Origin of the sequence: Asticcacaulis excentricus (assembly GCF_003966695.1) — a bacterium.
Taxonomy (GTDB): Bacteria; Pseudomonadota; Alphaproteobacteria; order Caulobacterales; family Caulobacteraceae; genus Asticcacaulis; species Asticcacaulis excentricus_A.
The window spans coordinates 749,999-764,862 of sequence record NZ_AP018827.1 but is presented as its reverse complement, the minus strand read 5'-3'; the positions used below and the strand labels follow the sequence as shown (position 1 = coordinate 764,862).

Below are 14,864 nucleotides of genomic sequence, written 5' to 3'. Positions count from 1 at the left end.
TGTTATCCAAGATGAAGCCCGAAACGCTTTCCGCCGCTTCATTTCATATTTTTATCTTATTTATTTATTCCGCGCCGATGACGATGCGGGTGTCGTCGATACGCACCGGCACGTCGAGCGCCAGATGCACCGAGCGGGCAAAGGTGTCCGGCTGATCGGCGCGGAACCAGCCCACCAGCTTCTCGTCCCCCAGCGCCGGATCGGCAATCACGATCTTGCGGCTGTTGTAGCGGTTGAACTCAGCGGCGGCGTGGGTCAGGCTGTCATTATCGAGCGCGATCTGCCCCTCGCGCCACGCCAGACGACGATCGACGGTTTCAGGGGCGTATTCCGCGCGGATCGGCTGCGGCGCATAGGGTACAAAGATGCGACCCCCGGCTTCAAGACGTGTAGGGGTGTCCGGTGCCTGCGTGTTCCACACCTCGACCACGCCTTCGCTGACCATGACCTCGGCCCCGTCGGGGTAGCGGCGTACACCAAAGGCCGTGCCGACCGCGCGGGCGCGCACCGTATCGGCTTCGACCACAAAGGGGCGGGCCTTGTCCTTGGCGACCTGAAACCACGCCTCGCCACGGATCAGGCGGATGTCGCGGCGTTTGGCCCCCAACGCGACATCGAGCGTGGTATCGGTATTGACGCTGGCGATGCTTTGGTCTTTCAGCGGCACCTTGCGCAGTTCACCCACCTCGGTCTGAAGCCGCTGATGGGTCAATGCGGGCAGGATCAGGGCCGCGCCGGCAACCGACGCCGCGATCAGGCCGCCCCCGGCCAGCCATTGGCGACGGGTGAGGGTAGGCGGGCGGGGAGTCAAGGCCCGAAAAGGAGACGTATGGACCGTATCGGCGGCGATGCCTGCGCCCATCACGCTGGCGCGATCCAGCATGGCCCAGGCGGCTTCGGCGCGAAAAAAGGCACCCTGATGCCGCGTATCGGCCGCCAGCCACGCCTCAAGCGCGGCCTGATCGGCCTCATCCCAGCGCCCGGCGGCGCGTGCCGCTATGTAGGCCGCAGCCTGTTCGTCAATGGCCGACATGCCGGGTCCGGGCGGGTTGCATCGGCACCAGAGCGGGCGCATCGCCTTCGGCGACCTGCTTCAGGATCAGGGTGAGGCCGCGTGCCGTTTCCTTTTCCACCACGTTCTCGCTCAGGCCGAGCCGCGCGGCGGTTTCGGCCTGAGACAGGCCGTGCACCTTACGCAGCTCAAACACCGCCTTGCAGCGGGCGGGCAGGCTCTCGATAAAGGCCATGACGCGCGACAGCTCGCGGCGCGCCGAAACGGCCTGCTCCGGTGTGGGCGACAGATCGGCCCGGCCCAGTTCATCGAGGTTTTGAACAGTGGTGATCGACACGACGCGGTTTTTCCTGATCTGCTCCAGCATCAGATTGCGCGCTATCCTGTACAGATAGGCACGCGGATCGGTGATATGGGCGTAGCTGGTCTGGCGCAGCAGGCGGTAATAGACCTCCTGAACCAGATCGTCCCGCTCCGACGGCGAAAGCCCGGCGCGCGACAGCCACTGTCGCATCCCCGCCTCATGCGGCAGGATGTGCGTCCCGATGAAAGCCAGACGTTCGTCGTGCGCGCTCATAACAGCCCCGCCCGGCAGACGCCTCTACGGTATAAAATGCACGAGCGGCGCGTTTCCGCCGCGTCAGCGCGCTTTTTTTGGCAAAAGCCGGTTTCAATACGCACGGTGGTACTCCCTGAGTCCCCCGTCTCTAGCGATTCAGCCGGTGACGAAAACCGGTTTCCCCATTTTCGTCACCTGCCCACAGGCGGGGTTGTCTCACAGAGTAAACACGTCCGCGCGTTTTTGACCAGATATTTGTATGATAAAATACGCGCAGACGGCGGTGTGTGATTATTTTGTCGATAGGGTCGCCACGGCGGCCTTCGCCGGCACGGTGATTTCCGAGGCTGGCGCGTCTTTCAGGGCTTCGGGGGTGGTGGCGGCCCCGGCCAGCAGGGTCGAACCGGGGCGCTGCCAACTGCGGTAGACGAACCAGCCGTTTTCGCGCGTCATCGGCACGGCCAGACCACCGGTGAAGTCGCCGCTAACGAACAGGGCCGACTGGCCTTCGTCCTTCACCCGGAAAGTCATTTCGACCGGATAGACGTAATCGGCTTTGGGCCAGTCCAGCGCCGGCAAGGCCTTGCCCGCAAAGTCGAAGAAGGTGGCGTTTTCCCAGTTGGAGCCGCTGCCCCAGCGCGTTTTGCATTTGGTGGACACCCACGCCGGTTCCCAATAGACAACGCCCGCGCCGCCATTGTCGAGCGTCAGTTGCATTAGGTCGAGCAGGTAGCGCGCCTGACCTTCGGGCGAAAAGCCATAGGCGGGGAAGGTCGAATCTTCGCCCATCAGATTGACGTTTTCGTCCATATGCTTGTCGGTATAGGGATAGGCGGTTTCGACCACCACAATATCCTTACCCGGATAGGTGTGGCGCAGGCGATTGATAACCGCCCCAAGGCCCGCCATGTCCATCTTCGACCACTTTTTATAATAGCTGATGCCGATCAGGTCATAGCCTTCGATCCCGGCTTTGGTCGCCTTGAGGAACCAGCCCTCGACGTTTTCCGGCTGAGCGATGTGCAGCATGATGCGCGGCGTTTTGCCCGCCTTGAGGCCTGCGTCCTTCACGGCGCGGATACCGGCATTGAACAGGCGGGCATTGCGTTCCCAGTTGATCGGCTTGACCGGATCGCCCTGTTTCCACGTCACCGAGCCCATCATCTCGCCATTGGTTTCATTGCCGACCTGAACCTGATCCGGCATCAGCCCTTGCGCGTTGAGGGTCATCAGCGTGTCGTAGGTGAATTTATACAGGGCTTCGACCTGCTGATCGGTGCTGAGATTAGCCCAGGCGGCGGGTACCAGTTGCTTGTCGCCATCGGCCCAGTCGTCGGAATAGTGGAAGTCGAGCAGGACGGGCAGACCGGCGGCCTTAGCCCGTTTCATGGCTTTGGTCACGTCGGCGAGATTGGAATAGGGCGTCCATTTGGGATCATTCCACAGGCGCAGGCGCACCAGATTGGCCCCGGACGACTTGAACAGCGCGTAGACGTCCTCTGGCTTGCCGTCGCGGCTGTAGGTCGCGCCGCAATCTTCCATCTCATTCACATAGGACAGGTCGCTGCCGAAGTAGTAGGCGCGGCCTTCGCGGGCCTCGGCGGCGGGCAGGGTGCCCAGCATCAGCAGTAGGGCGGCGGGCAGGGCGCGGAGCGGGTGGGCAAGGGGCATGAGAAACTCCAGAAAGGACTGTCCCTAACCAAGATGAAGCGCGCGGTCTTTTCCGCCGCTGTGCGTCATATAGGAATTATTGAAAACTTATACTCTGCCGTTTAGCCAAGGGATATACTGGCTCTGTTCCCCAAGGTTTCCATGTCCGCCCGTGATGACGCACGCTTTGCGCCCCTATCCGCTGGCGGCTATGCCCGCAGTCTGTTGTCCATCGGCGGGGCGTGCGGACGCCTGATTGCAGAAAAAGACTGGTCGCAGAGCGAACTGGGCGACATCGAAACGTGGCCCGCCTGCCTGAAGACCTGCGTCAGCCTGATCGTCGCCTCGCACGTACCTATGGCCCTGTTGTGGGGTGAAGCAGGGATACTGCTGTATAATGACGGCTATGCGCAGATTGCGGCGGGCAAACATCCGCAAATCCTCGGAATGGGGGCGCGCGAAGCGTGGCCGGAGGCGTCAGACTTCAATGATAATGTTGTCCGGACCGGGCTGGCGGGTCAGACGCTGGCCTATCGCGACGTGCATTTTGAACTCAACCGGTCGGGACAGCCGGAACACATCTGGTTTGATATCGACTATTCGCCGGTGCGCGATGAGGGCGGAAGCCCGGCCGGTATTCTGGCCATCGTGGTCGAAACGACACGCAAGGTTCTGGCGGAACGCGCCGCCACCGCCGAGCGTGAAAGTCAGGCGCGGTCATTGCGCCACATGCCGGGTTTTGTGGCGACGCTGGAAGGGCCGGACCACGTCTTTACCTATGTCAATGAGGCCTATCGCACCATTGCCGGTGAGCGCGACTATCTTGGGCACAGTGTGCGGCAACTGTTTCCCGAAGTGGCGGATCAGGGCTTTTACGAACTGCTGGACGAGGTGTACCGCAGTGGGCAGCCCTTCACCTCGCGCAGTTTTCCGGTCAACCTCTCCAACCAGAGCGAGACGCGCTATATCGATTTCATCTATCAGCCCGTCTTCGACGACAAGGGCGCGGTGACGGGCATCTTCGTCGGCGGCTATGATGTGACGGAGCACAAGCGCGCCGAAGACGCCCTGAAGGCGCTCAATGTGACTCTGGAAGACCGGGTGACGCACGCTCTGGCCGAGCGCAAGATACTGGCCGATGTGGTCGAAGCGACCGAAGCCTTCATCCATGTCATCGACACCAACTATAACTGGCGCGCTATTAATCGTGCCACCGTTGCCGAGTTTCAGCGTCTGTTCGGCATTACGCCGCGCGTTGGCGACAACCTGCTGGAACGGCTGGCCGATCACCCCGACGCCGTGACCCATGTGCGGGCCCTGTGGGATCAGGCGCTGTCGGGTGAATCCGTACTCACGATAGAAGAGTTTGGCGAAGAGACGCGGGTGCGCCGGGCCTATGAAATCCGCGCCGCCCCGCTGTACGGGCTCGATGGCGAGATTATCGGTGCCTATCAGTTTGCTTATGACGTGACGCAGCGACTGGAGCAGGACGTCCTCCTGCTGCAAACCGTGCGCGAGCTTGAGGAGCGCGACCGGCTGTGGTCCCTGTCGCAGGACCCGTTCCTGATTACCGACAGTGAAGGCCGCTGGCTGAAGGTCAGTGCGGCCTGGACCCGTCTGCTGGGCTGGACGGACGAGGAACTGATCGGTCAGACCGCGCAGTGGCTTGAACACCCCGACGATCATGACAAGACGCGCACGCAACTGCGCTCTCTGGCGGCGGGTGGCAGTACGTGGCGCTTTGAGAACCGGCTTCGGGATCGCGACGGCCGCTATCGAACCTTTTCGTGGACAGCGAACGAGGAAAACGGCCTTGTCTATTGCGTGGCGCGCGACATTAGCGACGACATCCGGCGCGCCCGCGAACTGGAGGACAGCCGCGATTTTGCCCGTCTGGCGCTGGGGGCCGTCGATGGCATCGGCGTGTGGACCTATGATGTGGCCAGCGACCTCTTTCACTATGATGAGTGTATTGCCAGCGTCTATGCGCTCGATCCCAAAGCGGGCGTGAGCGGCGTCAGCCGCAAGGTGTTTCTCTCCAACGTGCATCCCGATGACCGGGCGGCCTTGCGCACCACTATGGCCGAAGGCCTGACTCGCCACGGCGATATCGAACTGGAATATCGCCTGATCCACCCGGATGGCTCAGTGCACTGGGTGTTGTCGCGCGGCCATACCTATTTTGAAAATGGATTGCCGATGCGGCGCACAGGGGTTGGTATCGACGTGACGGCTAAGCGTCAGCTTGAGGAGCAGTTGCGGCAGTCGCAGAAGATGGAGGCGGTGGGTCAGCTAACCGGTGGTATTGCACATGATTTCAATAACATGCTGGCTGTTGTTATGGGGTCGCTTGAACTGCTCAACCGCCGTATCGGCACCGAAGATGTGCGCGCCCGTCACTATGTGACGCAAGGTCTGGAGGGGGCCAAGCGCGCCGCCAACCTGACCCAGCGCCTGCTGGCCTTTTCGCGTCAGCAACCGCTGCGGCCCGAAACGGTCAATGTCAATCGGCTGGTGGGGGGTATGTCGGAGTTGCTGGCCCATTCGCTGGGCGGGGCCATTCAGCTTGAAACCGTGCTGGCCGCCGGGGCGTGGCCGGTGCATGTTGATCCCAACCAGTTAGAAAACGTCCTGCTCAATCTGGGGGTCAATGCCCGCGATGCCATGCCCGACGGCGGGCGGCTGACCATCGAAACCCAGAACGCCCACCTCGATTCACGCTATGTGGCCGAAGAGATCGGCGTGGCGACCGGTCAGTATGTGCTGATCGCCGTCAGCGATACAGGCTGCGGGATGCCGCCGGACGTTATCGCCCGTGCCTTCGACCCCTTCTTTACCACGAAGGGCGTCGGCAAGGGGACCGGGCTGGGCCTCAGTCAGGTCTATGGCTTCGTCAAGCAGTCGAACGGCCACGTCCGCATCTATTCGGAGCCGGGGCAGGGCACGACGGTCAAGATCTATCTGCCGCGACTGAGCGGCGTGGATGTGGTCGCGCCTGACAACGGGCCGGCCGAGGGCGTGCTTTTGCCGGGGGAAGCGCGCGATGTCATTCTGGTGGTCGATGATGAGGCCGTGGTGCGTCGCTTTAGCTGCGATGCCCTGACCGAACTGGGCTACCGTGTGCTGGAGGCCGACTCGGCGGCGGCGGCGTTGCGGCTTCTGGACGCCAATCCGGAAATCCGGCTGCTGTTTACCGACATCGTGATGCCGGAAATCAATGGCCGCAAGCTGGCCGATGCAGCCCAGAAGGCAAGACCTGATCTGAAAGTCCTCTTTACCTCCGGCTATACGCGCAATGCCGTCGTGCACAATGGCGTGGTCGATGCCGGGGTCGAACTGATCGGCAAGCCGTTCAGTATCGAGGAACTGGCGGCGCGGGTGCGCGAAATGCTGGACCGCAAGGTGTAGCATACAGAATGCGGATAGGCGCTTTCCGCTACCTCCATGCGTGGAGCTTTGGGCTAAAGGTATGTGTAGCTAAAAGGGGTTCTAAACCAGAGCCCGGCGGGCCAGTTCGATAGCCCCCAGCATCCCCGCGCGGTCGCCCAGATACGCCGCCTGAATATAGCTGTCCATACTGTCGGCAAAGTCCAGCGCCTCCAGATAGCCATTGAGCAGCCGGTGGCAGGTCTGACGCGAGGCCTTAAGGACCGGTTCGTTCAACCCCACACCGCCGCCCACCAGAATCCGCTGAGCCGACGTGATCAGGGCCAGATTGCAGAACAACTGCCCCAGATAGTCGCCCACCATGCCCCACACGGCGTGGTCGGGTGGCAGGGTCTCGGCCTTCTGCCCGGTGCGCGCTTCGATGGCCGGGCCGCAGCTCAAGCCTTCGCAGCAGTCGCCGTGGAAGGGGCAATGGCCGGCATAGGTGTCGTCCGGGTGGCGACGCACGCGGATATGCCCGGCTTCGGGGTGCAACAGGCCGTGCACCGGCTGATCGGCGACGACCAGCCCGACGCCCAGACCCGTGCCGACCGTCACATAGACAAAGGTGTCGAGGTCTTTGGCCCCGCCCCAGCGTTTTTCACCGAGGGCCGCGCCGTTAACGTCGGTATCGAGGCCAATCGGCACTTCGGGATAGGTCTCGGTCAACGGGCTCAGCAGGTCAAAACCGCTCCAGCCCGGCTTGGGCGTCTTGCGAAAGCGGCCATAGGTGGGGCTCTGGGGGTTGACGTCGATGGGGCCAAAGCTGGCTATGCCGATGGCGTCGAAGGCGCGCCCTTGCGACAGGGTGTCCAGTGCCCGGAGCACCTCCGGCCACGTCTCTTGCGGGGCGCGCGTAGGGATGCGCAGGGTCTGAAGGTCGTCCGGGCCGGAACCGGCAGCGACATTGACCTTGGTGCCGCCGACCTCAAGGGCTGCGAAATAGGGCATGATCAGGCCTCTTCGATAAACCAGCGCAGCCCATAGGCGGGCAGGGTGTCATTGTCTGAGCCTATCAGTACGCGGCCCGCGACCGCATGGATGACGGGTTCGCCGCTGAGATTGGCGACGCAGACAAAACGGCCCGCCGCGAGCGGGCGTTCGATAATCACAAGACGCTCCTCGGCCTCAGTGCGCACGGTCTGTCCCGGCGTGAAATCGAGCCCCGACAGGGTGTCGGCCAGTTGTCGATGGAAGGCGTACATGTCGTGTTCTACAGAGCCGGGGGCGTGGCGGCGCTCGGCCCTGTCCCAGTCCATCACCGGACGGTGCAGCCAGCGCACCTCGTCCTTAAGCTCCGGATCGTCGCGATAGGCGTCGAAATTTTCCAGCGCGATTTCATCGCCCATATACAGCAGCGGCACGCCTTCGAGTGCGTAGGTGACACCATAAAGCAGCTTGAGGCGCGCGGGCATCTGCGGGTCGTCTTTGCCGCCGCACAGGCTGGCTGCCATGCCGCAACCGGAGGCCGGGAAGCCTTCCGGGGCCTGAAACGCCTCGCCCTTCGCATAGGAGCTCTTGCCGGCAAAGAAATCGGACCAGTGTTTGAGGCGTTCCGGCGCGGCCGTATCGGACAGGGCCAGCCAGATGATGTCGTCATGGCAGCGCACATAGTTAAGCCAGTGGCCATGCCCCGGCTTTTCTCCGGCGCGCTCTATCGTGGTTTTGAGCACATCGGCCTTCTGATCGGCCAGAGCGCCCCACAGGGCGGTCATGACGCCGTTATTATAGGCCAGATCGCATTCGCGCGCCTGCGGCGTGCCGAAAAAGGGCAGGACCGAGGCCTGCGATTCGATGGCTTCGGCCAGCAGGAAGGTCGAAGGCGCGACCAGTGTCAGCAGGGCGCGCAGGGCCTGAAGGATCAGGTGTGTTTCCGGCAGGTTGCGGCTGATCGTGCCCTTGCGCTTCCACAGGTAGGCCGTTGAATCGAGGCGGAAACCCTCCACCCCGGCATTGGCCAGAAAGAACAGGCTGTCGGCCATTTCGACAAAGACGCGCGGATTGGCGTAATTCAGGTCCCACTGAAACGGATAGAAGGTCGTCCACACATAGCCACCGGCTTCGGCGTCATAGGTGAAGCTGCCCGGCGCTGTATCCGGGAAGACGTCCTGAAGTGCTGCTTCCCATTCGGCGACCTCATTCGCCGAATCGAGCACGATATAGAAGTCGGCAAAGGCCGGTTCACCGGCCAGCATCTTCTGCGCCCAGGGGTGTTCGCGCGCCGTGTGATTACACACCATGTCAAGCACCAGCGACATATCGCGTGCCCGCAGATGAGCCGCCAGCGCTCGCAAATCTTCCATGGTCCCCAGACGCGGATCGACCTCGCGGTAATCGGCTACGGCAAAGCCGCCATCCGAATTGCCTTCGCGCGGTTTCAGCAGGGGCAGGGGGTGGAAGATGCCGACCTTAAGGCCTTCGAGATAGTCGAGATGCTGCGTCGTGCCTTCAAGCGTGCCTGCGAAACGGTCGATATAGGTGCAATAGGCGGGGCGGCCGGGTTTGAGGAACCAGTTGGGCGTATCGGCGCGGACGATATCGAGGTGACGCAGGGCGGCGGGACGCGCGCTGCGCGCATCAGCCACGCGGGCTTTCAGGTCGCTGAGGCTGTGTTCAAAGCGGGGATCGCCACCATAAAGCGTGCGCAGGCAGGCTTCCGCCTGACACCACAGCGGGTCGCAGGACAGATCAGCAGAGGCATGAATCGTATCAGGCATCAGAGCGCTTTCCGAAAAGTGTAACGCACTTTTCGGATAAAAAAGCGCGTAAACATCAAAAATTTAGAGCGATGTTTCGATTCAATTTGAACGAAATACGCTCTAGAGCATTCGTCGGCTAAGATGCGCCGCCGAATGGCTCCACGTTTTTGTTTGGTCGCGCAATTTTTCCGAAAAGTGGTCCCCACTTTATCGGATTGCGCTCCAGGAGTTCCCGTTCTGAAAAAGCGGGCCGCCGTACACACGACGGCGGCCCAAGGGTAGGGAAGAGGGATCGCAATCGCGTCCTGTATTTAGATACATTCAAAATGAAAAGGATTACAAGTGAAATATTGCTGAGCTTAGCCAATCTGGCGAATTTGAACGGCTTGTCTGTGGCAAAAATGCCAAATGCCAACTCTTTTAGGCCTGGATCGGCTTTTTTAGAAAGAATTAACTTGAAAACGTTTACAACAAATGATGTTTTTCGAAGCAGGTCTGGAGCGAGACTCAGATATCCCGTCCGGACGTAATGAAAAATGCGAAGCCACGCGCTTCATCAGGAGGAATAATATGTCTAAGTCGATATGGACGACCGGCGGGGTTTCGTTGGTGGCGCTCATGGCGGTTCTGGGTTCACCCGCTTCGGCGCAGGATCAGGCCGCTGATACCAGCGCCGATTCGGGGGTGACCGAAGTGATCGTCACCGGTGTGGCGCGCAAGGCCAACAAGCTCGACACCTCGATCTCGGTCAGCGCCATTCAGGTCGAGGAAATGCAGAAGTTCGCGCCGCGTTCGGCCGCCGAAGTCTTCCGCAACATCCCCGGTGTGCGCTCCGAATCGACCGGCGGCGAAGGCAATGCCAATATCGCCGTGCGCGGCCTGCCGGTCGCGGCCGGCGGGGCCAAGTTCCTTCAGCTTCAGGAAGACGGCCTGCCCATTCTGGAGTTCGGCGACATCGCCTTTGGTAATGCCGACATCTTCCTGCGTACCGATCTGACGGTCGGTCGCGTCGAAGCCATCCGCGGCGGCACGGCCTCGACTCTGGCCTCCAATTCACCGGGCGGTATCATCAATATCATTTCGAAGACCGGTGCGAAGGAAGGCGGTACGCTGCAACTGACGCAGGGTATCGACTTCGGTCAGACGCGCGGTGATTTTGAATATGGCGGCGCGCTGTCGGATAAGATCGACTTTCATATCGGAGGTTTCTACCGCTCTGGCGAAGGGCCGCGCAAGGCCGGTTACACCGCCAATCAGGGCGGGCAGATCAAGGCCAATATTACGCGCAAGTTCGATAACGGCTTCCTGCGTCTGGGCGTCAAATATCTGAATGACAAGTCGATCGGTTACCTGCCCATGCCGATGAAGGTGACGGGCACCAATGGCGACCCGAAATGGTCGTCGGCACCGGGGCTAGATGCCAAGTCCGACACCATCCACTCGGTCTATTTCATGCAGGACGCCGGTTTGAACGGCAGCAACAATCGCTCGGTGACCAATGTGCGCGACGGCATGGCCCCGAAAAGCCTTGTCTTCAACGGTGAAGCGCAGTTTGACATCGGCGGCGGCTGGACGCTGAGCGACAAGTTTCGCTTCGCCAAGACCGAGGCCAACTTTATCGCGCCCTTCCCGGCGACGGTGGGTACTTCGGCGGAGATTGTGTCGGGTATAAATTCAGCCCTCGGCACAGCGGGGACGCGCCTTGTGGTGGCCAATGGGCCAAATGCCGGTTCGACCTATACGGGTCTGGCCATGATCATGCACACCTTCAATACGCGCCTGAACAGCCTCGACAATTCGGCCAACGACCTCAAGCTGCAAAAGACGTTTGACGCCCTGGGCTCGAAGATCGACCTGACCTTTGGTCTCTATAATTCGTCGCAGACGATCAATATGGACTGGGTGTGGAACAGCTACGCCATGGAAGTGGCCGGTGACAATGCGCGCCTGCTCAACCTCTATGCCGGCAACACCAACCTGTCGCAAAACGGCTTGTTTGCTTACGGCGTGCCGGTGTGGGGCAATTGCTGCACCCGTCATTATGATGTGCAGTACGACATCGTGGCCCCCTATGTTATCGCCAGCGGCGAATGGGGCAAGCTAACGCTCGAAGCCTCGGTGCGTCAGGATGAAGGCAAGGCCCGCGGCACCTATGCGGCCTCGACCCAGATGGCCAATTTCGACGTCAATGGTGACGGCGTCATCTCGAATCCGGAAAAGAGCGTCTCGTTCGTCAACTACGCGGCGGCCAAGCCGGTCAATTATAACTGGAGCTACACCTCCTACTCGCTGGGGGCCAACTACCGCGCCACGGACCACCTGTCCTACTTCGCCCGCTATTCGAAGGGCGCGCGCGCCAATGCCGACCGCCTGCTGTTCGGTAAGGTGCGTGACGACGGTTCGGTCTCGCGGGAAGACGCCATCGACTTCGTCAAGCAGACCGAAGCCGGCGTGAAGTACCGCAGCGGCCCGCTTAGTGTCTTTGTGACGGCCTTTGCTGCCGAAACCGAGGAGCAGAATTTCGAAGCCACCTCGCAGAGGTTCTTTGACCGCGTGTACGAGGCCAAGGGCATCGAGTTTGAAGGCGCCTATCGCATCGGCAATCTCAGCCTCAACGGTGGGGCCACCTACACCAAGGCCGAGATCACCAAGGACGCCCTGAGCCCGACTGCGGTCGGCAAGCGTCCGCGCCGTCAGGCCGAATGGGTGTTCCAGTTCACGCCGACCTACAAGATGGACAAGCTGGAGTTCGGCGCAAACTTTGTCGGCACCACCGACGCTTACGCGCAGGACGACAACCAACTGGTCATGCCAGGCTACGTGCAGACCAACCTGTTTGCCGATTACAGCCTGACGGACGACTTGACCGTCTCGCTGAACGTCAACAATGCCTTTGACGTCCTGGGGATCACCGAGGTTGAAGAAGGCGCGATCACCAACAATGCGACCAACTATGTGCGCGCCCGCGCCATCAATGGCCGCACCTCGACGATCAGCCTGAAGTATCGGTTCTAAAGCCTCATGCCCAAAAGTGGGCACCACTTTTGGGATACACATGAGGCGTCAAAAAAGCCTCATGCCCAAAAGTGGGCACCACTTTTGGGATACACATGAGGCGTCAAAAAATGCCTTAGCGTGAAGGCATCGGGAGCGGGTCGCACCCCCTCTGCGGCCCGCTCCCGTTCTTTTTTCTCGCTTACGGCTTCTGGACGTATAACAACAAAACACAGGGAACCGCTCCATGACGACATCTGCGCCTCATCTGGCCCGTCCGGCTAATATCGCCCTGATTACCGGGCTGACCTATCTGATGTTCATGATGTTCGCCATGACGACCGACGCGGTGGGGGTCATCATTCCCGAAGTCATCCGCGACTACGGCCTGAGCATGACCGAGGCGGGGGCGTTTCATTACGCCACCATGGGCGGCATCGCTATTGCCGGTCTGGGGTTGGGATTTCTGGCCGATCGTCTGGGGCGTAAATGGACGATCATTCTGGGGTTGAGCCTGTTTGCGCTGAATTCGTTCCTGTTTGCCGTCGGTAATGATTTTCTCTTTTTTGCCTGTCTGCTGTTCATTTCAGGTCTGGCCATCGGGGTGTTCAAAACCGGAGCCCTGGCCCTGATTGGCGACATCTCCACCTCCACCGAAAGCCATACGCGCGTCATGAATATGGTCGAGGGCTTTTTCGGCGTGGGCGCCATCATCGGCCCGCTGATCGTCACGCAGCTTCTGGTGTCGGGCGCGTCGTGGAAGTGGCTCTATGTGATTGCCGGGACGCTGTGTACACTGCTGATCATAACGGCCTTTGTGGTGCGCTATCCCGAGCGGCAGACGGCCGCGAGCGAGACTTTTAGCCTGAAAGCTTCGCTGGGTCTGGTGCGTGATCCCTATGCCCTGGCCTTTTCGGCGCTCGCCATGCTCTATGTCGGGGTGGAAACCGCTATCTATGTGTGGATGCCGACCCTGCTCAAAGGCTATCAGGGACCGGCCGTATGGTTGGCGCTGTATGCCCTCAGCGTCTTCTTTGTGCTGCGCGCCGCCGGGCGTTTTCTGGGGGTGTGGATGCTGGCGCGCCTGAAATGGACGCTGGTGCTGCTGCTGTGCGCCGGGGCCATTCTGGCCTGCTTCGTGGCGGCCCTGATCGGCGGGCAGGCGGTGGCGGTCTATAGCCTGCCCCTGTCAGGCCTGTTCATGTCGGTCATGTACCCGACGATCAATTCCAAGGGCATATCCGGCTTCCGCAAGGCGCAGCACGGCGCGGCCGGCGGCGTGATTCTGTTCTTCACCTGCCTCAGCGCCGTCGTCGCCCCTCTGGCCATGGGCGCGGTGTCGGATGTCTTTGGCGGGCCGCAGTACGGGTTTGTTCTGGCCACCGGTCTGTCCCTGATCCTGTTTGTGGCGCTGGTCTTCAACCACCGCCGAGACCCGGCCGGTGAGCGTCTGAAAGCGCTCAATGCCGAGTACTGATCAGGTCGAGGCCCGCTCGATCAACCCGGCGGCCAGAACGGCGGAGGAGGTCTTTTCCCCCGCCAGGCGCCGGAACAGCAGATCGACCATCAGTTGCGCCCCCAACCGCAGGTCCTGCTTTACGGTGGTCAGGGCCGGAGACATGGTTTTGGACATGGCCACGTCGTCGAAACCGCAAACGGCCACGTCTTCCGGCACGCGCCGTCCGGCATCAATCAGCGCGTTGATCGCCGCCACCGCGATGACATCCGACGCCGCAAAGATGGCATCGAAGCGCCGACGCGAAGCGACCAGCCCCTTCACCGTCTCATAGGCTGAATCCGGCGTGAAGTGCGTCTCGATGATCTGTGAGGGCGTGACTTTCTGCCCGGCCAGAGCCAGCCCCTCGCCAAAGCCTTTGAGACGCGCCGCCACTTCGGGCACCTGAGCGGGCCCAAGGAAAAGGATTTGCTTGCGCCCCTTGCTCAGCAGATGCTCCGCCGCCAGCCGTCCGCCGTGAACATTGTCCACACCGACCGAGCAGTAGCCCTGATCCGACAGGCGCTCGCCCCACACCACCATCGGGTTATAGTGCGTCGAGATGGCGTTGATTTCGTCGTGCTGATCGCTTTGCCCCAGAACCAGCATGGCATCGAAGCGGTGCGACTTCACCAAAGAATTCAGCCAACCGCTTTGTGGTGAGAGATTCTTGGAGAACAGCAGGTCATAGCCGCGACGAAACACCTCTTCGGACAGGTAACCGACCAGTTCGAGCAGGAACGGGTCGGTCATCTGCTGACCGGTTTCGTGGCCCAGCGGCAGGACCAGACCGATGGTGCGCGTTGTCTGCATACGCAGATTGCGCGCGGCCTGATTGACGGCGTAGCCATGCGCTTCGGCGATGGCGATGATGCGCTGCTTTTGCGGCTCCGGCACCAGCGGACTGTCGGCCAGGGCTCGTGACACGGTGGCCAGAGACACTTCGGCCAGACGCGCAATGTCGGTCATCTTGACTTTGGCGGGGAGGGTGTCGCTCATGGCAAAAACGGTTCCATAGACCGCAGGTTA

9 protein-coding genes are annotated in these 14,864 nt (G+C 61.2%); 3 read left to right on the top strand and 6 right to left on the bottom strand.

Annotated features, from left to right (window positions below; genetic code table 11):
* Nucleotides 1–64: 64 nt before the first annotated feature.
* The 3 genes from EM6_RS03540 to EM6_RS03530 form a co-directional block, all read right to left on the bottom strand.
* Nucleotides 65–1,033, bottom strand: a complete 969-nt coding sequence (locus EM6_RS03540; RefSeq protein ID WP_126420350.1) for a FecR family protein — start codon at nucleotides 1,031–1,033, stop codon at nucleotides 65–67.
* Nucleotides 1,020–1,589, bottom strand: a complete 570-nt coding sequence (locus EM6_RS03535) for an RNA polymerase sigma factor (RefSeq protein ID WP_126420349.1) — start codon at nucleotides 1,587–1,589, stop codon at nucleotides 1,020–1,022. Before EM6_RS03535 ends, EM6_RS03540 begins: the two co-directional genes overlap by 14 nt.
* Nucleotides 1,590–1,862: 273 nt before the next feature.
* Nucleotides 1,863–3,242, bottom strand: coding sequence for a glycoside hydrolase family 53 protein (locus EM6_RS03530; protein WP_126420348.1), 1,380 nt, complete (start codon nucleotides 3,240–3,242; stop codon nucleotides 1,863–1,865).
* Nucleotides 3,243–3,383: 141 nt separating this feature from the next.
* Here EM6_RS03530 and EM6_RS03525 point away from each other — a divergent pair, with 141 nt between their 5' ends.
* On the top strand, nucleotides 3,384–6,629 hold the full coding sequence (locus EM6_RS03525) for a PAS domain-containing protein (protein WP_197723586.1): 3,246 nt from the start codon (nucleotides 3,384–3,386) through the stop codon (nucleotides 6,627–6,629).
* Between the two features lie 81 nt (nucleotides 6,630–6,710).
* Here EM6_RS03525 and EM6_RS03520 read toward each other — a convergent pair whose 3' ends face one another.
* Together EM6_RS03520 and EM6_RS03515 are read right to left on the bottom strand one after the other, a co-directional pair.
* A complete protein-coding gene (locus EM6_RS03520) occupies nucleotides 6,711–7,598 on the bottom strand; it encodes an ROK family protein (protein WP_126420347.1) in 888 nt (295 codons plus the stop codon).
* Between the two features lie 2 nt (nucleotides 7,599–7,600).
* On the bottom strand, nucleotides 7,601–9,364 hold the full coding sequence (locus EM6_RS03515) for an alpha-amylase family glycosyl hydrolase (protein WP_232037083.1): 1,764 nt from the start codon (nucleotides 9,362–9,364) through the stop codon (nucleotides 7,601–7,603).
* Between the two features lie 552 nt (nucleotides 9,365–9,916).
* Between EM6_RS03515 and EM6_RS03510 the strand changes: the two genes are divergently transcribed.
* Complete coding sequence (locus tag EM6_RS03510; RefSeq protein WP_126420345.1) at nucleotides 9,917–12,361, top strand: TonB-dependent siderophore receptor; 2,445 nt, start codon at nucleotides 9,917–9,919, stop codon at nucleotides 12,359–12,361.
* A gap of 226 nt (nucleotides 12,362–12,587) precedes the next feature.
* Complete coding sequence (locus EM6_RS03505) at nucleotides 12,588–13,817, top strand: MFS transporter (protein WP_126420344.1); 1,230 nt, start codon at nucleotides 12,588–12,590, stop codon at nucleotides 13,815–13,817.
* On the opposite strand, the gene EM6_RS03500 is transcribed toward EM6_RS03505, so the two are convergent.
* The gene (locus tag EM6_RS03500) at nucleotides 13,818–14,834 is read right to left on the bottom strand and encodes a LacI family DNA-binding transcriptional regulator (protein ID WP_126420343.1); all 1,017 of its coding nucleotides are present in this window, start codon (nucleotides 14,832–14,834) and stop codon (nucleotides 13,818–13,820) included.
* Nucleotides 14,835–14,864: the final 30 nt, after the last annotated feature.